We start from the raw sequence: 25,661 nt of genomic DNA, 5'->3' as shown, positions 1-25,661 counted from the left end.
ATATCTCTCAGCAGCTTTGTAGTTGATAGTAAGTTGGGGGCTTCCTCGCCTACAGGCGCAATGATAGAACTATCTCATTGTTTCTATATTGAAATATATGGCGACAAAGATCTTTATCGCGCCATTCAAATGAATAGCGCGCCAATTTTACTTTAAGCCTAAATACATGGAGCACTCGAACGGAAACACCATTGTTTTAGACCGATCACTCTATCCCTCTATTAGAAAGGAAAATACGCCAAACATGTTTTCAATAAAGCTAAACTTTTTTGACAATTATACGGTTCACATTAGTCGCCCCCCCAAAGCACCTTTCTGTAAGTAAGACAGCGATCAAATACCCTTCATCTCTGTATCTACGCTCACAAGCGCATGCTGAAATTTGATCTGGTATAACGAACAGGCACGCACCGAAGATAAGAAGTGTTTCCATAAACCCTATCTACAAAGGTGACATTAAATTTCCACAAACAGATAAGTTATTAGCCTCCAAGCCATGTGTCACCTAAAGACAATACGAATTCACAATTGGGGAATTCACTCTCAATCGAAAATAATTATAAGTTTTTCAAAATATCCATTGTCTTCAGTAACGTTAATAACCAGCACTTTTTCCTAAATCTAATGTCACAACCACCAGGAATAGGGACTTTCCGTGAAGCAGGAAAGCATGTCACCGAAAGGTAAATATGCAAATACCTACCCTTTCAAAGGAACTTATTTATCAGAAACGGCAACTAAAAAAGCCGAAAAACAAAAACATAGCCGCGTACTAGCGCGGTAGGTTATGGGCAAAATCGACACAATCGGGATCGCATTTTAGATCTTTAGGTCAGTTAATCTGAGCTTTAAAATCTGCTATCGCAATACTGTATCTCCCGTGGTCTTGACGCCTGCCATAAGTGGCAGAACAGGCACAGTTCTACCTATAAGAAGCTTGCAAGGATGCTGTTAAACCTTCACTGGATGCACTTTGCGAGATAAAAATGTTATTACCAAAATCTCTATCAATTTTTCCTTGTAGCACAACTGATAACCAGTTTTTTGGGGAATCGTGCTTAAAAGAAAAGTGGTCGAGTGTCTCCGCATCGAGTGCATTTTCGTAGAAGAACTCACCTTACGTCCGCTCAATATCAGTACCCGGAGATATAGCTGATGATACTTAAAAAACACCTGTTGCCTGTCGCTATGGCAATATCGGCTTTAACATTTAATGCCACTCCAGCGCTTGCCGACTTTGGTTCCAAGCACGATAAAAACCGAGTTCCCAAGCACGCAAGAAAAAACCAAAGACAGCAAAGGACCACTCCTTTCGATTTTAGTGAGGTCTTTGATACCGTACAGATATTGCATGCTGGGGCAATTGAAATTCACCTGGGTGGACATTTAGAGCAATCTGATCTCGAATCCATGGATACCTTGGAAGCCTATGTTCACGCTTTTGAGGAGGGCGATGAATTATTCGAGATGAATTACAACGCTCTCGACGGGGTCGGCGTAAATGTAGGCAACGGCAAAAGATTCACCAGCTTCCCTCGACCCGACTTGAAAGGGCCAAATGCATGGGCAAATGTCTTGCCCCACCGTACGACAGGCCCCAACGGTGACTCCTGTATCAGTTGTCACAACGTACCCGTGGCCGATGGCGGTGGTGGTGTTAACGATAATGTGATTCGCATGGATCCTGAGCGCAAGCAAAGAGGATTTATCGAACGTCAGTCGCCCCACTTGTTCGGTATGGGGGCTGTACAGTTGGTAGCAGAAGAAATGACTACCCAACTGCACACTCTGCGGGATGAGGCTATCAGTGAGAGCTGCTCATCCGGCACAGATACGACTGTCGCACTAACCGCAAAAGGCGTTAGCTTTGGTGAGATCTCCGTCTCCTGTGATGAGGTCAACTACGATAACGTTGAAGGTCTCGATACTGACCTGGTAGTCAGACCCTTTGAGTGGAAAGGCCTAACCGGATTTGTACGCGCATTCGTTCGTGGCGCGGCACACCAGGAATTGGGCATGCAGGCCACTGAACTGGTCGGTGATGCGGACAGTGACTTTGATTCGATCACTAACGAACTCAGTGTTGGTGACATCACCGCGTTAACTATCTACAACGCAGCGCAACCCCGTCCGGTAACAAAAATCGAGCTTAACAGCGTAATCGACTCCCTAACGGAAGAGGAGCAGGAGACATACGGCCTACCCTTAAGCAATGAGGAAATTGCCAGTATCGAAAATGGCGAAGAGCTATTTAGCTCCATTGGCTGTGCCTCTTGCCACTCCCCCGAGATGGAAGTTGCATCGCCGGTATTCTATGAGCCCTCTCAGCACGCTAGCTACCGCGATGAAACTTATCCCGCAGGCGATATAGCCGGCCTACCCAGCCAATCCCTGCAATTTAACTTGCTCACAGAGATCATGGATAACCCTCAGGAGCTTCCTTCTGGACAAACGCTGGGGCAATTTGAGGAATCGGAAAATGGCGGGGCTATAGTCCGCCTATATGGTGACCTTAAGCGTCACGATATGGGAACAGCCATGGCCGAGGAAATTGATGAAGGCAATGTAGGAGCCTCAGTATTCCTTACAGAAAACCTCTGGGGCGTTGGCTCAACACCACCTTACTTACACGATGGCCGCGCCACCACTATGACTGAGGCGATTGTCTATCACGGTGGTGAAGCTGAATCCAGCAAGGAACAGTTTGATGCGCTGAGTGACACTGAAAAGGCAGACCTGGTCAACTTCCTGGATAACCTGGTGCTCTATCTCGCGGAAGAATAAACGCAAGGTTAACTCTATAAACCTGAAGCGGGGCGGCCACAGGCTCGCCCCGCCTCTCTTTATCCCTCCCTAATCGGGAACATTTCGCTGGTGCCATTCAGCCAGGGACTCTTCAGGGTAGCTTCCAAACATTTCGTCCCCTTCCCGTATATCTGGCTGCACCCAACTCGGAGCATAATCCAGCATCATGTGGCTACGCACTGGCGGTACCGGCAACTCAGAATCAATCGCAGAAGCGAAGGGGTGTACCAGTTCTGGCCAGCGCGGGTCCCAAAGCCATAACGCACTGCCACACTTTGAACAAAAATGTCGCTGTGCCGGACTCTTCCCGCTACTTTCCCGACTCCGAACCCCAGTTTCAGCCTGATAGACACTCAAAAACTCCTCGCCCTCCACTTTCAGGGTTTGGAAATCTGCCCCCAGGTTAATAGCAAAGCCCCCTCCTCCAGCAGTTTTTCTGCATATTGAGCAGTAACAACGGTTGAAGGGATAAGGTTGCCGGGAGTTCAGACTGAACTTAACCGATTGGCAGTGGCAAGATCCTTTGAGTTTCACAGTACTTTTCCAGACTTTTACCTTTCGTTCCGCAGGTGGTCAGAATGACGGTTTTACGAACTGCACAGTTTCTTGTGCCAAATTTATCGATGACTGAAATTGCTACACAGATCATAAGTGTATCCGGGCTAAACTGATTCACCCATCCCCAATGAGACTCAGGGCGTCACACCAATGAATGAACCTATCAGGCATGATAAGTGGCAGGCTCAAGAGTACGTAAACGCCTCTGACATGCAGTGGCGCCACGCGATGGAAGCCATACATCGCTGCGATTATCGCCAGGCAGCCACTATTCTTGATGTGGGTTGTGGCGATGGCAAGGTGACCCGCTATTTAGCTGAGCGTATGACGAATGGCAGGATTATCGGTATTGATCTAACCGAGGATATGATTTGTTATGCCAATAAAAATTACGCCAATATACCCAACCTATCCTTCGAGCAAATGAGCGCAGACGAAATCCAGTTCGACTACAAATTCGACATTATTTTTTCTTTTAGTTGTTTACACTGGGTAGCGGACCAAGCTCAAGTCTGGAATAGTTTTTACAAATATTTAAAAGATAACGGTAAAGTAGTTTGTGGTTTTCAGGTTGATCATGAAAATTTCTGGGAGACTGTATACGAGGAACAAGAAACAGCTACATGGAAACCCTATTTTGAAAGTTTTCACGATCCTTATAATCACTATACGCTAGAGGAAATGCAGAACTATGCCGAAGAAGCAGGCTTCTACTTACCAAGATTCGATGAAATCTATCATGTGGAAAATTTTCAAACCTGGGAAAAGCTCACCACCTTCTTTCTATCATGGGTTCCCCAGTTCCGCCATCTAGGCCACCCAGAAAGAGAGCAGTTTGCCGACCAGGTAATGAACAAATACTATAAGAAAATCCACTCGGAAATGCGAAAGGATGCTGGGGTTAGAATCAAACGATTTATTATTGAAGCAGAGAAATAGACTCTATTCAGGCTTTCCTCGCAGCACTAACACTCTCACCTGCTGCCACAGAGGATTCTGATATGCTTTTATAAATAATAGTTGCACCAATTATTAACATAATTAACTCAATCAAGTAGTGAGTGCCACTTAAAGTTAAATACACAATAGATTCTTCAGCGAATACTGGATAGATTGATACACCTAGATAAGCCAGCACCAGACTAACACACAACCAACGCTTTAGCCGCCCCGTTATCATCCGAGTCAATATAAAGAAAGCATAGGCAAAAGCAATAGACACCAATGTAAAATAGGGATAGATAATATCTACCAAACTAGGCGCAAGCCCCCCAGAAAATTCATCATAATTTAGTGCAATCAGGAAAGGTTTTAAAAAACTCAATATATTGCTTAGTAATGGCCAGGCAAGCAATCCAAAAATAAATACCCTTAGCGATTCCCTGATCACAAAACACCCTTCTTCTGCAACTCTTAATCCAGAAGCAATGATCATCTTAACAAATAACTTTGCATCGAAATTGGCTACTGCCTAGAAAGTAATGAAAACCTAGAATCTAGGCATCTCATCCAAGTTAACCTGTAAGCATGAAGCAATTAAATTTCTCTTGCAGAAGTTATAACCAGTCAAAGCGCTGAACAACCCTTCTTTGCCTAATAAACGCAAAGTAGTCTCTTCTAAGGGCAGCCCTTGTTGTTTCAACTTCTGCGCCTCTCCAGATAGATTAAGCAGATACTCATATTTTTTATTCAACTGCTGCCAACCATCCTCTACCACACCTCTATGAGGACAGAGGATAACGTCAAATGAATGATCCAGGACTCCCTTTATACTTTTCATCAATGTAGGGACATCTTCATCAATACGCAGGAACTTCAAGTAGTTGGCAATAAATAAATCCGCACTAAACAGCCAACCACGCTCAGGCAATAAATAGCAGGTCATATCCTTTGCATGCCCGGGGCTAAATACCTGCACCACTTTTTCTTCACCAATGTAGACCTCCTCTGGAAGAGGTGCCACCTCAGCTTTGCCGGCAGTTCCCCAGAACAACTTTTGCATGGGGGGAATTCGGAAGCCTTTTTTTAATATACCAATGGTCAAATTGGGAGCAACCGCCTGTACACCGGTAAGTTTCTGGATAGCGCCGGCATTACCGCTATGGTCTTCGTGGTGATGAGTCAGCAATAACTGTTTTAGCGGTGTACTTTGGATAAACGGTTTTACATACTTCCACTGATTGCTGGGACCTGTATCAATTACAGTTCCATTAAGTCGATAAACAACAAAGGTTGTATTAACGCCCATATTTATTCGGCCGACGCGAATAGCATCTAAGCCTTGATAATTAAAGGTTTCACGTACTGGCATAGTTGTGCCCCTGGATAGATAGGCGCTATTTTTAGGCGATTATCTTACCTTGGGGAATTGTATTTCCCATGAAAATGGATGACATATCCGTTCCGATGTGGAGGCAGTTAAGAAGGAACTGCATCCTGGCTTGCTGCAGAATACTGAAACTAGCTGGTCGAGGGTTATTCTAGTGCCACCACTTCTATTCCGGCATCGGTATAACGCCAACGCAAATTGAATTCACACAATTGCATGCCATAAGTGCGCTGTGGATCGGTCTTTTGGTATGCCGGTCTTGGATCCTGGGATAACACCTGTTTAATTAAACGGGGGAGATCTGTACCCCAGTCATCGCGGTAGGCTTTGGCTTTATTCAGAACTGACTCGGGGATAGTAACGGGAATTTGCACTGGAGCTGCGTCAGCAAATTCACTTTGCGCATGCGTTAACGCATCCGCATAGGGAACATAGGGTTTAATATCCAATACTGGCGTACCATCGACCAAATCTGCCCCGGCAACTATCAACTCCACTTTAGGAGAGGTGCGTACCTCCAGAAGACGAACTACTGACAGCCCGATATTATTGGGACGAAAAGGCGAGCGAGTGGCTAGTACACCCAGTTTCTTATTGCCGCCCAAACGGGGCGGGCGCACTTTAGCTGACCACTGCCCAGCGGCTTGGTGAAATTGGAACACTACCCAGATATGGCTATTTTGCTCCAGACCGGCAACTGCATCTGGCGTATCCAGGGGGGGTAGCAACGCAATACTGGCGCGACTGGCATCCGCCAATAGTGGCTGGCGGGGCACTCCAAACTTTTCTCCAAAGCAGGAATGCACCCGCGCAATAGGCTCTACAACCATTTAAAATCCAAACACTTTTATAAACTACTTATCAATACCGCCGACACACAGATATTTTATTTCCAGGTAATCCTCAATACCGTATTTTGAGCCCTCGCGCCCCTGCCCGGATTCTTTTACACCGCCAAAGGGTGCCATTTCGTTGGAAATAATACCCTCATTGATACCGACCATACCGTATTCAAGTCCTTCTGCAACACGCCAAATACGACCGATATCCCTGGAGTAAAAATAAGAAGCCAGACCAAATTCCGTATCGTTGGCCATTTTAATGACTTCTTCTTCAGAGGAGAATTTATATAGCGGAGCTACCGGACCGAAGATCTCTTCTTTGAACAAGTGCATTTGATCGGTGGCCCCACCCAATACTACGGGAGAATAAAAGCATTCCCCCATAGTACTGGGACCACCAGCAACTAAGGTTTGCGCGCCTTTTTGCAGCGCATCTTCCACCAGAGATTCCGTTTTCTTCACTGCTTTGGTGGTAATCATAGGGCCCATGTCGACACCGCTATCAAAACCACTGCCCATGGAAAGCTGGTTTACCGCAGCGGAAAATTTCTGTGCAAATTCATCGTAAACACCTTCCTGCACGAAAATGCGATTGGCGCATACACAGGTTTGACCGGCATTGCGATATTTACAAACAATTGCGCCCTTTACAGCTTCGCCAATGTCGGCATCATCAAAAACAATAAATGGGGCATTACCCCCCAATTCCATAGAGGTTTTTTTCATGGTTGCTGCACACTGGGCTTGCAGCAATTTTCCGACAGCGGTAGAGCCGGTAAAAGTAAATTTCCGCACTAAGGGATTGGCCGTCATTTCTGCGCCAATCTCCGGTGCCTTATCCCCTGCGACAATATTAAAAACACCTGGGGGAATTCCCGCTTCCTCAGCGAGAACTGCGAGTGCCAGTGCGGATAGAGGTGTTTCGGAGGCGGGCTTGGCAATAAATGGACAACCTGCGGCAATAGCGGGAGCCATTTTGCGTGCGATCATAGCGCTGGGGAAATTCCATGGCGTTACAGAACAGGTCACACCAATCGACTGCTTGATAACCAAGAGCCGTTTATCACTGGAAGGCGGGCTAATAACATCCCCGTAGACGCGCTTGGCTTCTTCCGCAAACCATTCGACATAATTAGCACCATACACAATTTCAGTACGGGACTCTGTCAGTGGCTTGCCTTGCTCTGCGGTCAAAATAATGGCTAGATCATCGGCGTTAGCAATTATCAGCTCATACCAGCGCCTGAGTATTTTCGCTCTTTCTTTTACCGGAGTATCGCGCCAGGCAGGCCAGGCTTTATCAGCAGCTTCTATAGCACGACGAGTCTCATCTGCCCCCAAGTTGGCGATACTGGCAACCGCCTTGCCAGTTGCCGGGTCCAACACATCGAAGGTATCGCCAGAATCAGCGTCAATCCACTGGCCATTGATATAGGACTGGTTGCGCAGCAATGCAGGATTCTTCAGCTTCAACATCGTATTCTCCTTGTGGTTTCTTCCCTGGCCCCATCAAAAACGGGATCACTGGTACGATAGAAATCCCACAATGCCATTCCACTGTGGGTTAAGGCTGTAGAAGCTGGAGTGGTGCGCAAACCGGCAGTATCCCTTGCCGGCTTACAGGTAACCTAAGTTACCGCCTCTTATTTTTTCTTCTTTTTAACAAACTTCATCAGGCGGCGTTTCTTGGCCTTCTGGCGGTCACTCAGCTTGTTCTTTTTGTCCGCGTAGGGGTTAGCGCTGGTGCGGAACTCAATTTTTACCGGAGTACCGTGCAAATCCAGAGCCTTGCGGAAAGTCTTCTCCAGATAGCGCACATAATGTGCCGGTACCTGCTCAGTCTGGTTACCGTGGATCACAATAACCGGCGGATTTTGTCCACCGGCGTGAGCGTAGCGCAATTTGATACGATGTCCGTGCACCAAAGGTGGTTGGTGCTCACTTACCGCCCACTCCAGAATACGAGTGAGGTGATTAGTGGACAGTTTGTCTGTAGCGCTCTGGTAAGCACCCTCAATGGACTCGTACAGATGCCCAACACCGGTGCCATGCAGTGCAGAAATAAAGTGCACATCAGCAAAGTCCACAAAGCGCAGGCGGCGCTCCAACTCGGCTTTCACATAGTCGCGATGATCCGCTTCCAGCCCATCCCATTTGTTCAGGGCAACTACCAGCGCGCGTCCCGCCTGTACCACGCTGCCCATCAGGTGCATATCCTGGTCCACCAGGCCTTCGCGGGCATCGATCACCAGCACCACCACGTTGGCATCTTCCACCGCCTGCAAGGTTTTGACGATAGAGAACTTCTCCACCGATTCCTTGATATTTTTCCGGCGGCGAATGCCCGCAGTATCGATCAGGGTGTAAGGCTTTTCGTCGCGTTCATAATTGATATAGACGCTATCGCGGGTTGTGCCGGGCTGATCGTAGACAACAACCCGGTCCTCACCCAAGAGGCGGTTAACCAGGGTGGATTTACCCACATTGGGGCGGCCCACAATGGCAATCTTGATTCCGGTCGCTTCCTCGGCTTCCTCTTCAATCTCCTGCTCGGGCAGGTCCTCGATGACCCGCTGCATCAGGGAGCGAACACCGCGCCCGTGGGTAGCAGTCGTCGGGAAAAGCTCACCAATACCCAACTCATAGAAAGGTGCCAGGGCAATATCCGGGTTTACCCCATCAACTTTGTTGGCCACCAGGAAAGTGGGCTTGGAGCGGGTGCGCAAGCGCTCGGCAATCATCTCGTCGGCTGGGGTCAGGCCGGCGCGGCTGTCCACCAAAAAGAGTACGAAGTCTGCTTCTTCGATGGCCTGCATGGATTGTTCGGCCATAGCCGCATCGATGCCTTCTTCGCCACCGGAAATACCACCGGTATCTACCAGTAACAGCTTGCGCCCGTCGATCTCCGCCTCACCGTACTTGCGATCGCGGGTAAGCCCGGCGTAGTTGGCCACCAAAGCGTCGCGAGACTTGGTCAACCGGTTAAAAAGTGTGGATTTGCCCACATTGGGGCGCCCGACCAGGGCAATTACTGGCAGCATACAAATTCTGGTTTTAGCCGTATAAAAAAATACAAAAGCCCGCGCGAGGCGGGCGATTTCAACTTGCCTGCGCAGCAGGCTCCATTTGCGGGCTCTAAGCCCTAAGGCGGACAGCCTGTCCGCCTCTCGTCAGTTGGCTGCGATTATCAGGAATCAGCGAGGCGTAGAGCTGATAACTTGCCGTCATCCGACAGCACAAATATCAGGTCGCCATCAACCAGAATGGGGATGCGAATCGCATCACCGTCCACCTGCTCGCGGCCAATAAATTGTCCGGAATTGGGGTCCAGCACATGCAGGTAGCCTTCCAGATCACCCACAACGACCACGTCCTGGAAGAAAGCCGGTCCGCTCAATTCGCGGCGCAATAGTTCGTTATTACTCCACTCGATCTGGCCGCTGCCCACATTGTAGGCATAGACGCTACCGGAGGCATCACTGAGGTAGACATGGCCACCACCTACTGCCACTTCGTGGTGGGTAGAGGCATCGCGAGCCCAGAGGCCGCGGCCATTATCTTTGGACAGGGCGACAACACGGCCCTGGTAGCTGGCGGCAAACACCAAATCACCGCGCACTACTGGAGCACCGTCGATATCAACTACCCGCTCCAGCTCCGCAGAGCCCTGGGGAATAGCGACTCGCTGTTCCCAGCGCTGAATGCCATCGCGGGCGTCCAGGGCCAGCAGTTTGCCGTTATCCAGGCCGGCAATCACCATACCACCGCTAATAACAGGTGCTGCAGTACCGCGCAGGGTCAGTACTGGCAAATTGGTATTGTGGCTCCACAACTCTTCACCGCTGGTAGCGTCGAGGCCAACCAGCTTGCCATCTACGGTCTGCAGGACAACCACGCCAGCACCGATCGCTGGAGCGGCAACTACTTCGCCGGAGACCTGGTAATTCCATAGCTCAGCGCCGTTTTCGAGATCCAGAGCCACAGCGCGGCCGCGGTAGTCGGAGACTACCGCCATGCCCAGGCCAGTACCCACACCACCGCTCAGATCTACATCCAGATCTGTCTCCCAGAGCTTGCGCCCGGAGCTGCGATCAAAAGCACTGATTTCACCATCGCTGCTGGCAGCTATCAGGCGACCATCGATAAGGCTCGGCTGCAGCATCGCGTAACGCTTTTGGTCAATACCGCCAATATCGGCAGACCACACCTCTTGCAGGGCAACAGTGGAGTTAATATCCACCAGTTCGACGGGGTCGACATCTTCCTTCTCGTCATTAGAGGCACAGGCAGCCAGGGCCACCGCTAGCGCCACCGCTGCAGTGCGACCCGCAGCGCGATTCAGAAATCCCATTACTCGTCTCCCTCAGATACAGGCTCGGTTTGGTTCTGAGCGTCACTGCTCTCGGTTACCGCCAGGCTTTCAGCCTTCAGGCGCAGAAGTTGGGTGTTGCCCGCTTGCTCTGGCAGAAGCTCTGTCAGTGCTTGCTCGTACGCGGCACGCGCACCGGCGATGTCACCCTTTTGCTTCAGGATATCACCACGAGTCTCAGAATAAAGGGCCGCGAATGCCGGGGGTATAGTGCCCTCGAGCAATTTCAGGCCTTCATCGGACTCACCACGGGCCGCCAAAACAGCGGCCAGGCGGCGTTTAGCGAGCAACTCCAGGCTTGCTTCACTGGTGTTGTCGAGTACCCACTGCAGCTGCTGCTCGGCAGCTTCCAGGTCATTGCTCTCCGCTGAAATAGCCGCGAGACGCAGTGCAGCCTGGCTGGCGTAGATACGTTTGGCAAAATCGTCTTTCAGCTGCTCGGCCACATTCTTGGCAGTGGTAAGCTGCTTGTTGTCCGGTTGATTGTTGTTGGCGGAGACCGCTTCAACGAAAGTCTGGTACAGGTCAGAGGCCGCTTCAGCCTTAGTGCGCTGATCTCCCTGCCACCACTGATAACCGAAGTAACCGGCCAGGGCCAGCACAACGCCAGTCACAATTCCCTTGCCATTTTCCGCCCACCAGCGCTTCAGCGTTTCTATTTGTTCTTGTTCGGTAAGATGCTCAGCCATTGGGTAATTTGCCTTTCCTGTAGATTACTAACTTTCCCGGCGGGGGCCTCCGCCTCCCTCAGTGTTTCTTTCAGCCTTGCAGCAGTGCTGCCAGCTCTTTCGGTGCCAGCGTTTGCTGCGGTTGGTCAGCGCGAAGGTACTTCACAGTTATCTGACCACTTGCAGCCTCATCTTCGCCGATAATCAGCGCATAATCGGCGCCGCTCTTATCAGCTTTCTTCATCTGGCTTTTAAAGCTTCCTCCACCACAGTGCAACTGCAGTCGCAACCAGGGCAGCTCGTCGCGCAATTGCTCGGCGGCTGTCATGGCAGCTGATTGTACATCACCAACGGCAACCAGGTAGGCATCTACCTGTTGCGAAAGGGACTCAGGCAACACTTCTAGGGTTTCTAGCATCAATACAAGACGCTCAACACCCAGGCCAAAACCCACTCCCGGGGTGGCTTTGCCACCCATCTGTTCTACCAGGCCGTCATAGCGGCCACCGGCACATACAGTGCCCTGGGCACCGAGGCTGTCGGTCACCCACTCAAATACAGTTTTTCCGTAGTAGTCGAGACCGCGCACCAACTTGGGATTGATCTCATACTTAACGCCTGCCCCGTCCAAAAGTGCCTTTAACTGACTAAAGTGGGCGGCGGATTCCTCATCGAGGAAGTCCAGTAGACAGGGCGCATCCGCCAGCAGTTCCTGAGTTTGCGCATTTTTACTGTCGAGAATTCGCAGCGGATTGCGCTCCAGACGGCGCTGGCTGTCCTCATCCAGCTGGTCACGACGCTCACTTAAATAAGTGACCAGCGCATCCCGATAAGCAGCGCGGCTCTCGGCGTTACCCAGGGAATTGAGCTGCAGGGTCACATGTTCGCTGATACCCAGCTGACGCCACAGTCGTGCAGTCATGATCAGGATTTCTGCATCGATATCCGGCCCTTGAATGCCAAACACCTCGACACCAAACTGGTGGAACTGACGCAGGCGCCCCTTCTGTGGGCGCTCATAGCGGAACATAGGGCCGAAATACCACAGGCGCTGTGGCTGGTTCAGCAGGTTGCTCTGGATCGCCGCACGCACAGTGCCCGCTGTGCCCTCAGGGCGCAGGGTAACGCTGTCACCGCTCTTGTCATCAAAGGTGTACATTTCCTTCTCGACAATATCGGTAGCCTCGCCCACCGCACGGCAAAATAACTGGGTCGACTCCAGGTAGGGAGTGCGAATTTCGGTGTAGCCGTAGCGACTAGTAAGTTCACTCAGTGTGGCTTCCACGTACTGCCATACCGGGGACTGTTCCGGTAGCAGATCGTTCATGCCGCGAATTGCGCGAAGCTGTTTCAACGCTGTTCCTTAATTTTTCACTCAATTAATTGGGTCTTGCGCAGGGAGCTGTTGCCCTCTACGCCTTGGCGATGATATCCGCTTCGCGCTCGGCCTTGGCGGCCGCCTTCTCGCGAATCAAACGCTCTAAATCATCCACCAGGTTTTCATTCTTAAACTTGCGGTCCGGCTGCCCATCCACATAGATGGCATGGCTTGGGGTACCACCAGTCAGGCCTACATCGGCTTCTTTCGCTTCGCCGGGGCCGTTGACGATACAGCCAATTACTGCCACATCCAGCGGCGTGGTCACATCTTCCAGGCGCGTCTCCAGCTCATTCATGGTTTTCACCACATCGAAGTTCTGGCGCGAGCAGCTGGGGCAGGCAATAAAGTTAATACCTTTACTGCGAAGACGCAGGCTTTTGAGCAAATCCCAGCCCACTTTGACCTCTTCCACCGGGTCTGCAGCCAGGGAAACCCGCAGGGTGTCACCGATACCGTCGAGCAGAAGGGCACCGAGACCAATCGCCGACTTCACTGTGCCGGCACGCAAGCCACCAGCTTCGGTAATACCCAAGTGCAGCGGTTGCTCAATCTGCTGGGCCAGCTTGCGATAGGCAGCCGTGGCCATAAAGATATCGGATGCTTTTACACTGACTTTGAAGTCCTGGAAGTCCAGGCTGTCGAGGATCGATACATGGCGCAGCGCCGACTCTACCAGAGCATCCGGTGTGGGCTCGCCATACTTTTTCTGCAGGTCTTTTTCCAGGGAGCCCGCATTGACACCGATACGAATCGGGATATTCAGATCGCGAGCTTTATCCACTACGGCCCGAATACGCTTCTCTCGGCCAATATTGCCGGGGTTAATACGCAGGCAATCCACCCCCAGGTCTGCGACCCGCAGGGCGATACGGTAATCGAAGTGAATGTCTGCGACCAACGGGACATTCACCTGTTTATTAATTTCTCCAAACGCCTCTGCGGCATCCATGCTGGGCACAGAAACCCGCACTATATCGGCTCCAGCCTGTTCCAGGCGCTGGATCTGGCCAACAGTAGCTGCTACATCGCAGGTTTCGGTGTTGGTCATACTTTGCACCGAGATTGGGGCATCCCCTCCGACCGGTACATCACCCACCATGATCTGGCGCGACTTGCGGCGGACAATGGGAGATTCAAATTGCATAGGCTGACCTGGTGGTATTACTGATAAAAATCGAGGGGAGATTATAGAGAGATTGGGCGCAAACCTACAGGGTTCGCGCCCAAACGGGGAAGATCATCTTAATCGCCGACAATCAGACGACGAGTGCGGCGGTCGCCAATAGGCTGGCTGTCGATAGTTTCATCGCGGTAAACCACATGGGTTGCACGGGCATTTCCCAACATCAGCTCAAATGGAGCATCTCCATCTAAAGATTTGGCACTGCCAGCAGCTTGGACCCCGGCCAGTAAAATCACACCTTGTGCGTCTTTCACCTCAACCCAGGCATCTTCATCAAAGCGAAGCCGCAATGCGCCTTTCAGGGCCTGGTCCAACTGGGCTACTTGGACGGGAACAGGCTCAACCACTTTTTCCACAGAAGCAGCGGGTTTATTCTCCACCGTTTCAGCACTACCAACCTCAAGCTGAACATCAGCAACTCCACTTGATGCTGGTGCAAATGGCTCTGAGCTCAACTCTTCAACTGCAACTTCCTGCCGCTCTACTTCAGTAACCGGATCAGTTACAACTTCACTGGCAACGGGGGCTTCGGCAACCAGGTCCGCAGTATCCTCACCCATGGGCATACCGGGAATATTGACTGGAGTACCGTACTTCCACCAGAAGACACCACCCGCGAGCAACAGGGGAATCAGGGCTAGGGCACCATGTCCGCGCTTGCGCTCAGGGCGAAATGCCTCGGCTTTAGTGGTTCGCCGGGATTCACTGCGCTGTGCTGGCTGCGGCCGATCCCTATCATAGGCTTCCAAAGCCGGCTCAGCAGGAATATTCAACTCGCGACAAATATTGCGGATATAGCCTCGCGTGTAGACAGCTTCTGGCTGCTTTTCGTAATTATCGCTTTCAATCCACTCAACTGTGTTATCAATAATACACAGGCGCTGCGATAACTCCTCTCGGGACAGCCCGGCCGCTTCCCGAGCCGCCAGCAAAAGATTGCCAGCGGACCCCTTAGAAGTTTGCGTATTGGATACGACCTCACCACCTTCGCAGTGTTCGGGACTACTATCCGTCATTACCACTCAACTCCTGATATTTCAGTGTCTCCGCAGAGTACGGGTACAAATTCTTCAAAGCAAGGGCGTAACTCCGCTCCTTGTCACGATTGCCAAACACCTTCTCGATACGAATCCCAAGCCACAGTGACTGGGGTGTCTGGCGATTCTTTTCACTAAATTGATCCAGGTACGCCTTGGATTTTGCATAATCACCGGCATTAAATTTCAGCTCAGCCATTTCGATCAACGCCAGCGGCAAATCGGAGTTCAGCGCTAACGCCCTGGCATAGGCCCCTTCCGCCTTGTCAGTGAAGCCCAGACGCGCGGCCGTACGGCCGTAGTTAACCAAGGCAAAAGATCGACGATTATAAGTGAGGTCTGTAGAGGCGAGTTCGAACTGTTTGAGGGCCTCTTTGTAGCGTTCTTGTTTATAGAGAAAAACGCCGTAGTTAGTGTGGGCCATAGAAAACCCGTCGCTATAGCGCAAGGCTTTCTTGAAGTGAGACTCCGCAATATCCAGCTCACCATCCGCTTGATAAAGAAGTGCCAGACCGTGGTGCGCCAGTGGGTTTTTTTTACCCAATTCCAAGGCGCGGTTAAAATGGCGACGGGACTGCTCCCGGTTGTTCGGGTCCCGCAAATAGCGAATCCCCAACTGAACATGGGTCTCCAATGCCTTATCCAGATCAACTTCCTTGCGCTCGGGTCCCCCAGAGGTTACACACCCCCCCAGCAGAGTACCGAGCAGTACCAGGAGCGACAGGCTCTTAAATTTCGCGGACACTACATCACCTGTATCTTTATTTTTCACTTATCGGCCCAGCGAGATTGTGCGGGTGTCACTAATACATCAATGATGTGCTAACGCCAATCCCTGGACAAAGCAAGCCCGCAAAACACAGCAAAAACCAATATCGACCACCGGCATCCATTGGCAGTGATAAAAATACATATCGGTATTTTGTGTGAGAAATCTGATTCCGCCTCAGCTGGCACTTTCCAAATCCCTATACTGCCGGAAAGCCTTGCCAGTTGCAGCCCTAAAACCCAATCAATTCCATTTAGTGATGACTTTGTCGAGTATTGTCAATCCGCCAGTACCGGTGTACCGGCGGAATAAGTAAAAAGGGCTTAGAAGAGTTAGAGTTGATTACCTTCCTGGTCAACCGCATCCAGCTGCATGCCATCTGGACCAGTGTCCCGCGGCGGAATCAATGACTGGACTGCATTGGAGTCAGTATTTGCCGCATCTGGATCAGTTAGGGTTTCGAGGAACGCTACCAGTAAATCAACTTCCCCGTCGTCCAAATTCACAGCGCCGTCGCCATTTTCAGCCAACAGTGCTTCAGTCAGTGCCTGGCCATTGGGCGCAACTTTCGCGGCACACTCATCCACCTCTGCAAACTGATCCAAATCGCACATCTCACTGTTGGTGAAATACTGGGAAACAGAGTCGGCTCGACCAGTGTAGTGTTCGACATTTCTTTTCAATGTACCGAACTGACCTGCGTGCCCCCAGGGGCCAGTGAGCGCCACGTTAAGCAGCGTTGGCGTGCGGAAGCTGCCGCTTCCATTACCACCCAGGTCAGCACCACTGCCACTCTCATCTTTACCAACACCAATCTGTGGATAACTGACAGCTCTCAACCCTTGATTAGAGAAAAAGGCTCCTGAGTGGCAATTTGTACACCCTGAATTTCGTGTCATAAAGGTAATTGCCCCTCGCTTTTCATCGTTATTGAGGGCCGCAAGGTCTCCATCAACATAATCAAAGAAGGGGTTATCGATAAAAATTTGCACCGCTTCATAAGAGGCAATTGCCTCTGCAATTCTGCTGAAGTTAATTGCCGAATCGCCAAATGCTGCGGTAAACATTGCACCCCACGAGTCCTGGGTTAATTTTTCAGCGAGAATATCCTCACGATAATCAGTAAAACCATCATCGCTGGTATCGTCGTAACCGAACTGGGTGATATCCCCCATTTCTGCAGCTTCTGTGACCGGGAAGTGGGCTTGGGCCATCATCAGTGCGAGGGTACCAATACCCACGGCCGCCTCTGTGTTGCGAGTAACATCCCGGGAGTCTGTCCTGAGCCCTCCATTACCATTGATCGCCACTCGGTTATCCCAAAACAAACCGTTATCCCAAAGGGCTACATTGCAGATAGGCTGGGCATTTCGCGGTACCAGCGGAACTTCATTCTGGCCGTCGGAGCGACCGGGACCGACTAATTCAGCATCAACGGGATCAACACCAACTGGCATAGACAGATCATCACCACCACAACCTATTGCCGGGTGGTGGCAGGAAGAGCAAGATGCATCGCCATCAGCGCTCAGATTTTTATTGTGAAACAAGCGCATACCCAGCTCTACCATGGCAGGGTCCTGTTCACTTCTGACCCGGGCAGCAAAGGCGCGCATATCTTCCAACTGCTCGGCCATGCCAACGTCATCCAGCACTGCCTGTAGGCAGCTATCGAGACTGCCATCAGCAATATTGACCGCTGAACGCGCATTTTGACATTCATCAAAATCGGAAATTCGGCTATCAGAACCGTCTGCATCAGAACCGTTACTGAGGCCATCATTAGTATTATTTACCAATGTTCTGGCAGTGACGCTGGCGGTCTCATCTTCGCTGTCGACATCGCCGGTGGTTACTGAGTAGGTATATTCAGTGTCTGATGAGAGACCTTCATCGACATAGTATCCGCTAGTCGTCTCAGCAACTCGTTCGCTGCCACGATAGATAACATAGGTCGCACCGGTGCTTTCCCAGGAAAGACCAATGCTGGTACCGGAAAATGCGTTGCCGATCAGTTCTGCAGGAATAATTCCCTGACCTGAGCCTGTATCGCCATCGCCATTATCATCATCACCTGAACCAGAATCGTCATCACTGCCAGTATCAGAAGTTTCAGTAGGCGTGTCATTGCCATTACTTGAGGAACCTCCTCCTCCGCAGCCCACCATCACAAGAAATAGAGGTAGGACCAGCAGCTTTACCAGAGCCGTTAGCGATAGTGTGATTTGATTTTTATCAACATTCATAGTTCTTGACCTGCCCGTCAATGACCTTTTCTTATTCCGAGTTCTGGACAGCAAATACAGACCTAAGTGCCAGTGCTGGCATCAAAGGGTAAGGAAACACTTACTATATCTAAGAATAAATTCTGCGTTGCAACCTAATGAAAGATCTAGGGAGCCTCGCATTGATTGTGGACCGTCCTGAAAATCAGCGGCATTGCGAAAATACCCAATTACTCCCAGGGCCTACTGTAATGACTTAAAACAGGAATAACTGCTAATAAGGTCGCAGTAAGCTACTACATCCGTTCTCATAGTCAGGAATTTAATAAAAATTAGTAGTTTCGGTGTTTGCTTAAGAAAATATGTAAATTCAATCTCTGAAGTTTGGGCGTTAACGCCCAAACCCCAATGAAAATATTTTTGCGCCATTGAAACAGAGGTGGGACAAGCAAGGAGAGTTTGTAAAAACAAACTGTGTCAGGATTATTTCAGATAGATTAAAAAAAGCTGCCGGCAATAACCAACAGCTTTTTAGCGGTGACTACCGACAAATAGCCGGCTAATCCAACTTAGGGGAAACGCAAAGCGCTCTTGACGCAACCATTTCCCAAAGAGTCAATGGAATGAAGGCTATAAACTTTTACCATCACTATCTTTTGCATCTAACTGCTTTCCATCTGGTCCACCATCCCGAGGAGGAATCAGAAACTGAATCTCATTAGAGTTGGTATTCGCGGCCTTGGGGTCAGTAAGAGTCCCCAGAAATACCACTATAAGGTCCATCTCCTCTTCGCTCAGGCGATTTATACCCCCACCCTCATTTCCATCTAAGATCGCCTGAGAGTGTGCCAAACCATTGGGAGCCAGTTTACTGGCGCAATTTTCAAGATCCTTGAATTGAGCGAGATCACACATCTCACTATTTTCAAAGTACCTGGAAATGGAGGCTCCATGATCACTGTAGTGTTCAACATTTCTCTTCAGCGTGCCAAACTGCCCGTTGTGCCCCCAGGGACCAGTGATCGCCACATTCAGTAAGGTCGGCGCCCTGAATGCTCCGAACCCTAAGGAACCCTCTCCACCCAAATCTTCCCCACTGCCACTCTCATCGGTTCCTATACCTATCTGCGGATAATTTGCGGCCATCAAGGCTTCAGACGTGAAGAAAGCTCCCTTGTGACAGAACGTGCACCCAGCATCCTTCGACATAAAAGTAATAGCACCACGCTTTTCCTCTACATCGAGCGCTTCCAGGTTACCGCCCACATAGTCAAAGAAGGGGTTATCGATAAATATTTGCACGGCTTCATAAGCTGCAATTGCTTCAGCAATACGACTGAAATTAATTTCAGAATCCCCAAAGGCAGACGTAAACAGGGGAGCCCAAGCTTCGACATCCAAATTAGCCGCTAATATATCTTCGCGGTATGCAGTGAAATTTTCATCGACAGAATCATCGTATCCAAAGTCCGCGATGTCACCCATTTCTGGCGGGGCCGTTACCGGGAAATGCGCCTGCGCCATAAGTAGGGCTAACGAACCAGATCCCACAGCATCATTCGTATTATCGGTAACATCTCTTGAATCTGTACGGAGAACGCCATTCGGACTCAGTGAGACCCGGTTATCCCAGAACAGTCCACGAGACCATAGTGACGCATTACAAATAGCTTGTGAATTTCTCGGCACTAAAGGCACTTCATTAGTTCCATCAGATCGACCTGGCCCGAGCAAAGCAGTATCTACAGCATTCACTCCAACCGGCATCGAGAGGTCATCTCCACCACAACCAATCGCAGGGTGGTGACAGGATGAACAAGAAGCATCTTGATTAGCACTGAGAGACTTGTTGTGGAACAGACGCATACCCAGCTCCACCTTGGCAGGGTCCTGCTCACTGCGGACCCGTGCGGCAAAAGCCCGAATATCTTCGACAAGAGAGACCATGCGATTGTACTCGAGCATGGCTGCCAAACAATTGTCCAAGTCCTCTTCGAGTAGATCTAGTGCCGTCGCAGTATTTTTACACTCTGCAAACGTGGAGATACGCTCATTTAAAACATCATCTTCTGTACCGTTATTCAGGCCAGCATTGGTGTCATTAACTAATGTCTTGACCGTAACCTGCGAAGTTTCCGATTCGTTTGCAGCATCAACCGTACTGACAGAGTAAACATATTCGGTATTAACTGAGAGGCCCTGTTCGACATAATAGTTATTGCTGGTTTCCGCGACCTTTTCACCGTTTCGATAGATAAAGTAAGTCTCACCATCTCTTTCCCAGTTAAGACCGATACTGGTTCCCGAGTGGGCATAGCCAATTAGCTCAGTGGGTTCACCGGCTTCTTCAGGCTCAGGGTCAGGCTCAGGGTCAGGATCGGTACCCGTCCCTGAGCCGGAACCGGAACCGGAACCGGAACCGGAACCGGAACCGGAACCGGAACCATCATCACCCTGAACGGTATCTGCAGGCGAATTATCCTCACTACCAGATGACCCGGAGCCGCAACCGACTAACAGCGAAAACAGCGTGAGGAAAAAGAGTCTAAGTAGGACTCTGGGAAAGACTTTTTGATCGAACTTCTGAGCACTCATAAGAATCCTAGTGGTCCCTTCCATATATTTTTAATAGTTCATAGGTGATAACGCGACACCAATAGATTTGGTTGACCAATTAAGGAAGAAATGTGAACAAAAGCCCGGAGTGAATCCCGAAGGGAACGACCAACTCACCAAAATTTCAGGGGATAGAGTTTTTTTCCAGAAACAACTGACTAAAAACTTCGCAATCCAGACGATGACTTATACCTAGCCCTGATCGCAGGAATTCACTCTCGGATCAACTTCGGCCTGGCTCTGGAAGCAAAGTAAGAATGAAACTGTGGTGAATTTTAAGGCAGAAGGTGGTTGCCTGAATGATGAATGCGAATAAAGGTCGCTAATGAAGAGTTGGCATCTCACCAGTAAGTCAATATTAGTGAGATGCTCAAATAAAATGCAGGAATATTATAGTGCGTTGCCGTCCTGATCCCAGGCATCCAGCTGCATTCCATCGGGTCCGCCGTCACGGGGAGGAATCAGGGATTGGGTTGCATTTGAATTTACATTCTCTGCATCCGGGTCAGTGAGCGCCTCAAGAAATGCCGCTAACAGCTTCACTTCATCGTCGTCTATCGGAAGTGCTGCATCACCATCTATCTCCAGAATTGCCTCGGTCAACTCCAGACCATTGGGCGCAACTTTCGCTGCGCAGTCTTCTAGCTCGGCAAACTGATCCAGGTCGCACATTTCACTATCTTCGAAATACCGGGACACCGAATCCGCTTGCCCGGCATAGTGCTCAATATTTCTTTCTAAGGAGCCAAACTGCCCGGCGTGCCCCCAGGGACCAGTAATGCCTGCATTGAGCAGTGTTGGAACACGAAAGCCACCCAGTACTGCCCCTCCCCAATCAGCGCCATCATCCTCTTTTCCGACACCAATTTGAGGATAGTTAACGACCCTCAAACCCTGGTTAGTAAAGAAGGCGCCCGTATGGCAAGCAGTACAACCAGAGCCTGGCGTAAAATAAGTAATTGCTCCCCGCTTCGCATCGTCATCCAGCGCTGTCAGGTCACCGTCGATATAGTCAAAGAAGGGATTATCAATAAAAATATATACCGCTTCATAGGCGGCAATCGCCTGTGCGACCCTACTGTAGTCAATACTGTTGTCTCCATAAGCGGCAGCAAATAAGGGGCCCCAGGACTCTTCATTGAGCTTTGGTATAAGATATTCCTCACGGTAATCAGTAAGGTCATCGTCGCTACTTTCGTCGTAGCCAAATTCAGAAATATCCCCCATCTCAGCAGCATCAGTCACCGGAAAATGGGCTTGGGCCATCATAAGTGCCAAAGTACCGGTACCTACCGCCGCTTCAGTATTATTGGTTACATCCCTGGAGTCTGTTTTAAGGCCACCGTCGCTCGTGAAAAGAACGCGGTTGTCCCAGAATAATCCATTATCCCAGAGCGCCACATTACAAATAGGCTGGGCATTGCGTGCAACCAACGGCACTTCGTTTTCACCATCGGAACGCCCTGGGCCAAGCAAATCGGGATCAACGGCATTAACCCCAACAGACATGGAAAGGTCATCACCAGCGCAGCCTATTGTCGGGTGGTGGCAAGAAGAGCAGGCGGTATCACCGTTAGCACTAAGACTTTTACTGTGGAATAACCGCATACCCAACTCAACCATCTCCGGGTCTTGCTCACTTCTAACTCGAGCAGCGAAAGCGCGCATATCCTCCAATTGATCTGCCATTCCCACTTCATCCAGCACAGCCTGCAAGCAACTGTCGAGACTACTATCGTCAACATCTACGGCTGAGCGCTCATTTTGACATTCATCAAAATCAACAATGCGCTTTTCAATGGCCTCTGCTTCAGTACCATTGCCCAAGCCATCATTCGTGTTATTAACCAGTGTTTTTGCAGTAACACTATTAGTATCACTATCAATACTCCCCACACCGACCCAATAACTATATTCAGTATTAACTGAGAGACCTTCATCCACGTAATGGTTATCTGTAGTTTCTGCAACCAATTCACCATCGCGATAGATGCTGTAGGTCTCTTCAGAATCCTCCCAGGAGAGTCCTATGCTGGTGCCGGAGAAGGGATTTGCAATCAGTTCAGTAACCAAGATCCCCTGCTCTGAATCGGTATCATCATCTGACCCAGTATCACCATCCGAATCGTCACCATCGTCTGAGCCAGAGCTATCCCCAGAGCCGCTATCATTTTCAGTAGTTTCTGTCGATGAATCATCCTCACCGCTAGAGGAACCACCGCCCCCACAGCCCACCATAAATAGAAATAAAGAAATGAACAGCAGCTTATTCAGCGCTACAAGCAATTGGGTTAATTGGTTTTTTTCCGCGTTCATAATGTTCGAACAGTCCCGTCGATAACTTTTCTTTTCCTAAGCCAGGCAACTCAGAGAACTCCATGCACTTCAACTCTCAACACAGTGGTGCAAGCACTTCTACACATTGTTTTTCCTGAACCTAAGCACGCTGAAACAGCTCCAGGCCAAATGAAAATGACTGGATAGCACGCTATAGCGTCATAATGTTTTGATGGATGTTGGAGATACGGGTGTAGCTACTGCAAAGATCCAGTGCCAGACGGTCTAGTGAAGACCTCTCTCCAATGGCCAACTGCTTCATTCAAAGTCAAAATGTTGCAGGCAAAATGCAAATTAAAAAAATATGATCGTTTTGACCTAATCTCATGCATATATCCAACGCTCCCTTCCCGGATAAATTTTCCTCGAGCGTTAAACGTTAGATAAAGCAATTTCGTTGACACGAAAAATAGAATAGAAAGGAACTTTCAGGCTGAACAGAGTTTTTTTGAGAAGGGGAAAATCGAAGCCAATAGGCTGCCAACAATTTGGCAACCTATACAAAAAATTACCAGCGACTAGTTAACAATACGAACGGGGCGCTCTGCATTGCGGTAGCGCTCGGAGCGGCGGGTACGGTCATTAACACTGCCTGCCAACTGACCACAGGCCGCATCAATATCATCGCCGCGTGTAGTGCGCACAGTCACGGTATAACCTTTGTCGAGCAAAACCTGCTGGAAGCGACGCAGTGCGTTATTACTCACTCGCTGGTAGTCGGACAACTCAAACGGGTTAAAGGGAATCAGGTTAATTTTCACCGGAATCTCTTTAAGCAGCTCTGCCAATTGCTCAGCGTGCTCCGGGCGGTCGTTAACCTCGCGCATCAGCGTGTATTCAATCGTCATTTTACGGTGCGTATCCGGCATGCGATCGATGTAGCGCTTAGCGGAATCCAGTAGCACCGCAATAGGGTATTTTTTATTGATCGGCACCAACTCGTTACGCAATTCATCGTTGGGCGCATGCAGGGAAATTGCCAGGCTGACATCGGTCACATCGGCGAGGCGGTCCAGTGCAGGTACTACACCGGAAGTCGACAGGGTGACGCGGCGCTTGGAAATACCGTAGGCGTTATCTTCCATCATCAGGTTCATGGAATCGACCACATTGTCGAAATTGAGCAATGGCTCACCCATGCCCATCATCACCACGTTGGTAACCTTGCGCGGTCCTTTCGGGTCCAATTGACCGAAAGATTTACAGGCAATCCAAACCTGCCCGATAATTTCTGCCGCCGTTAAATCGCGGTTAAAGCCCTGCTTGCCAGTTGCACAAAAGCTGCAATCCAGGGAACAGCCCACCTGGGAGGAGACACAAAGGGTGCCGCGATCACCATCGGGGATATAGACAGTCTCGATAGCATTGCCACCGGAGACTTTAATTAACCATTTCCGTGTGCCATCGGCGGAATCCCACTGATTCAATACTTCCGGGGCACGGACTTCGGCCACTTCCGCCAGCTTTTGACGCAGGGCCTTACTGACATTGGTCATCTCAGCAAAATCATCAACCCCATTCTGGTGAATCCACTTTAAAACCTGAACAGCGCGGAAGCGCTTCTCGCCCAATGATTCAAAAAAGGCGGCCAGCTTTTCTACCGAAAGGCCGAGCAGGTTGGTTTTCTCTGTGGTCATTCATTTCACCTCGGGGAAGAATTGCACCGGTCCGGACAGACCGGTGCGATTTGTGGCGCGGATTAAGCGCGCGCGCAGATTTCGTCGTCGGCGAAGAAGTAGCTTACTTCGCGAGCAGCGGACTCTGCGGAGTCGGAACCGTGTACAGCGTTGGCGTCGATGCTGTCAGCGAAGTCAGCGCGGATGGTGCCAGCAGCAGCTTCTTTAGGGTTGGTAGCACCCATCAGATCGCGGTTTGCCAGGATAGCGTTCTCGCCTTCCAGAACCTGTACAACAACTGGACCGGAAGTCATGAAGTCAACCAGGTCTTTGAAGAAAGGACGTTCTTTGTGCTCAGCGTAGAAGCCTTCAGCTTTTTCGCGGGACAGTTGAACCATCTTCATGGCAACAATGCTCAGGCCAGCTTTCTCAAAACGGCTCTCGATTTCACCGATTACATTCTTGGCTACTGCGTCCGGCTTAATGATGGAAAGGGTACGCTCCAGGGCCATGGTTATCTCCAAATTGATTTTTTGTAACTTAACTTACATATAGAAAGAGCAACCTACTCAGTTGCTCTTCCCTAGTATTCCTTTCATACCCACCGGGGGTACTCAATTTTTGATCACCGCATTTCGCGGCCGGCGGATTATACGGGGTATTGATCGACTTTTGTACTCTCTTGCCAATACTGCCCCGAAGGCCGGTTACTCCCGCTCTTCGATCCAGGCAGCCTGGATCGCCTCGAGGATTTTCTCTCCGCAGCGATCGGGATCATCATCAAATCCGGGCAGCGCCATCACCCAGTTGCGCAGGTCGACAAAGTTGACCGTCAGTGGGTCCACATCCTCGTGAGCTTCGCTCAACTCTATGGCAATATCGTGAATATCAGTCCACTTCATGATTCGGCTTCCTCTGCGTGCAGG

Annotated in this window: 21 protein-coding genes; 3 read left to right on the top strand and 18 right to left on the bottom strand. The window is 50.1% G+C overall.

The window, feature by feature from the left end; all coding sequences use genetic code 11:
• Positions 1–655 precede the first annotated feature (655 nt).
• Together ACJJIY_RS09715 and ACJJIY_RS09710 are read left to right on the top strand one after the other, a co-directional pair.
• On the top strand, positions 656–784 hold the full coding sequence (locus tag ACJJIY_RS09715) for a hypothetical protein (protein ID WP_444926863.1): 129 nt from the start codon (positions 656–658) through the stop codon (positions 782–784).
• 371 nt (positions 785–1,155) lie between these two features.
• Positions 1,156–2,784 carry a di-heme oxidoredictase family protein gene (locus tag ACJJIY_RS09710; RefSeq protein WP_413664573.1) on the top strand — a complete coding sequence of 543 codons (1,629 nt, stop codon included), beginning with the start codon at positions 1,156–1,158 and terminating at the stop codon, positions 2,782–2,784.
• Positions 2,785–2,853: 69 nt separating this feature from the next.
• Here the strand turns inward: ACJJIY_RS09710 and ACJJIY_RS09705 are convergent, their stop codons facing one another.
• Positions 2,854–3,339, bottom strand: a complete 486-nt coding sequence (locus ACJJIY_RS09705; protein WP_445359494.1) for a GFA family protein — start codon at positions 3,337–3,339, stop codon at positions 2,854–2,856.
• A 174-nt stretch (positions 3,340–3,513) separates the two neighbouring features.
• Here ACJJIY_RS09705 and ACJJIY_RS09700 point away from each other — a divergent pair, with 174 nt between their 5' ends.
• Positions 3,514–4,302 carry a class I SAM-dependent methyltransferase gene (locus ACJJIY_RS09700; protein ID WP_444895034.1) on the top strand — a complete coding sequence of 263 codons (789 nt, stop codon included), beginning with the start codon at positions 3,514–3,516 and terminating at the stop codon, positions 4,300–4,302.
• Between the two features lie 7 nt (positions 4,303–4,309).
• Here ACJJIY_RS09700 and ACJJIY_RS09695 read toward each other — a convergent pair whose 3' ends face one another.
• From ACJJIY_RS09695 to iscX, 17 genes are all read right to left on the bottom strand, one after another.
• The gene (locus ACJJIY_RS09695; RefSeq protein WP_445359493.1) at positions 4,310–4,798 is read right to left on the bottom strand and encodes a hypothetical protein; all 489 of its coding nucleotides are present in this window, start codon (positions 4,796–4,798) and stop codon (positions 4,310–4,312) included.
• A 54-nt stretch (positions 4,799–4,852) separates the two neighbouring features.
• Positions 4,853–5,674, bottom strand: coding sequence for an MBL fold metallo-hydrolase (locus ACJJIY_RS09690; protein ID WP_444895036.1), 822 nt, complete (start codon positions 5,672–5,674; stop codon positions 4,853–4,855).
• Positions 5,675–5,838: 164 nt separating this feature from the next.
• Positions 5,839–6,522 carry a tRNA (N6-threonylcarbamoyladenosine(37)-N6)-methyltransferase TrmO gene (gene tsaA, locus ACJJIY_RS09685; RefSeq protein WP_445359492.1) on the bottom strand — a complete coding sequence of 228 codons (684 nt, stop codon included), beginning with the start codon at positions 6,520–6,522 and terminating at the stop codon, positions 5,839–5,841.
• A 24-nt stretch (positions 6,523–6,546) separates the two neighbouring features.
• Positions 6,547–8,010, bottom strand: a complete 1,464-nt coding sequence (locus tag ACJJIY_RS09680; RefSeq protein ID WP_444895037.1) for an NAD-dependent succinate-semialdehyde dehydrogenase — start codon at positions 8,008–8,010, stop codon at positions 6,547–6,549.
• Positions 8,011–8,177: 167 nt separating this feature from the next.
• Complete coding sequence (gene der, locus ACJJIY_RS09675; RefSeq protein WP_413664566.1) at positions 8,178–9,575, bottom strand: ribosome biogenesis GTPase Der; 1,398 nt, start codon at positions 9,573–9,575, stop codon at positions 8,178–8,180.
• Positions 9,576–9,721: 146 nt separating this feature from the next.
• Positions 9,722–10,885, bottom strand: coding sequence for an outer membrane protein assembly factor BamB (gene bamB, locus ACJJIY_RS09670; RefSeq protein ID WP_282934067.1), 1,164 nt, complete (start codon positions 10,883–10,885; stop codon positions 9,722–9,724).
• Positions 10,885–11,592: a YfgM family protein gene (locus ACJJIY_RS09665; RefSeq protein WP_444895038.1), complete on the bottom strand. Its 708-nt coding sequence runs from the start codon at positions 11,590–11,592 to the stop codon at positions 10,885–10,887. The genes bamB and ACJJIY_RS09665 overlap by 1 nt, the downstream gene beginning before the upstream one ends.
• A gap of 70 nt (positions 11,593–11,662) precedes the next feature.
• A complete protein-coding gene (gene hisS / locus ACJJIY_RS09660; RefSeq protein WP_282934069.1) occupies positions 11,663–12,925 on the bottom strand; it encodes a histidine--tRNA ligase in 1,263 nt (420 codons plus the stop codon).
• 58 nt (positions 12,926–12,983) lie between these two features.
• The gene (ispG, locus tag ACJJIY_RS09655) at positions 12,984–14,096 is read right to left on the bottom strand and encodes a flavodoxin-dependent (E)-4-hydroxy-3-methylbut-2-enyl-diphosphate synthase (protein WP_444895039.1); all 1,113 of its coding nucleotides are present in this window, start codon (positions 14,094–14,096) and stop codon (positions 12,984–12,986) included.
• A 98-nt stretch (positions 14,097–14,194) separates the two neighbouring features.
• The gene (locus ACJJIY_RS09650; protein ID WP_445359491.1) at positions 14,195–15,151 is read right to left on the bottom strand and encodes a RodZ domain-containing protein; all 957 of its coding nucleotides are present in this window, start codon (positions 15,149–15,151) and stop codon (positions 14,195–14,197) included.
• On the bottom strand, positions 15,141–15,917 hold the full coding sequence (gene pilW / locus ACJJIY_RS09645; RefSeq protein WP_444895041.1) for a type IV pilus biogenesis/stability protein PilW: 777 nt from the start codon (positions 15,915–15,917) through the stop codon (positions 15,141–15,143). Before pilW ends, ACJJIY_RS09650 begins: the two co-directional genes overlap by 11 nt.
• Positions 15,918–16,273: 356 nt before the next feature.
• Positions 16,274–18,187, bottom strand: coding sequence for a cytochrome-c peroxidase (locus ACJJIY_RS09640; protein ID WP_445359490.1), 1,914 nt, complete (start codon positions 18,185–18,187; stop codon positions 16,274–16,276).
• Positions 18,188–18,796: 609 nt separating this feature from the next.
• Complete coding sequence (locus ACJJIY_RS09635; RefSeq protein ID WP_445359489.1) at positions 18,797–20,761, bottom strand: cytochrome-c peroxidase; 1,965 nt, start codon at positions 20,759–20,761, stop codon at positions 18,797–18,799.
• A gap of 411 nt (positions 20,762–21,172) precedes the next feature.
• Positions 21,173–23,098, bottom strand: a complete 1,926-nt coding sequence (locus ACJJIY_RS09630) for a cytochrome-c peroxidase (RefSeq protein WP_444895044.1) — start codon at positions 23,096–23,098, stop codon at positions 21,173–21,175.
• Between the two features lie 539 nt (positions 23,099–23,637).
• Positions 23,638–24,756, bottom strand: coding sequence for a dual-specificity RNA methyltransferase RlmN (rlmN, locus tag ACJJIY_RS09625; protein ID WP_445359488.1), 1,119 nt, complete (start codon positions 24,754–24,756; stop codon positions 23,638–23,640).
• 62 nt (positions 24,757–24,818) lie between these two features.
• Positions 24,819–25,247: a nucleoside-diphosphate kinase gene (gene ndk / locus ACJJIY_RS09620; RefSeq protein WP_108731991.1), complete on the bottom strand. Its 429-nt coding sequence runs from the start codon at positions 25,245–25,247 to the stop codon at positions 24,819–24,821.
• A 195-nt stretch (positions 25,248–25,442) separates the two neighbouring features.
• Positions 25,443–25,637, bottom strand: coding sequence for a Fe-S cluster assembly protein IscX (gene iscX / locus ACJJIY_RS09615; protein ID WP_444892904.1), 195 nt, complete (start codon positions 25,635–25,637; stop codon positions 25,443–25,445).
• Between the last annotated feature and the right edge of the window lie 24 nt (positions 25,638–25,661).

Source organism: Microbulbifer maximicatervae (SeqCode) (assembly GCF_052468155.1).
Note: the sequence above shows the minus strand (reverse complement) of the source record. Positions and strands in the feature narration are given on the sequence as shown.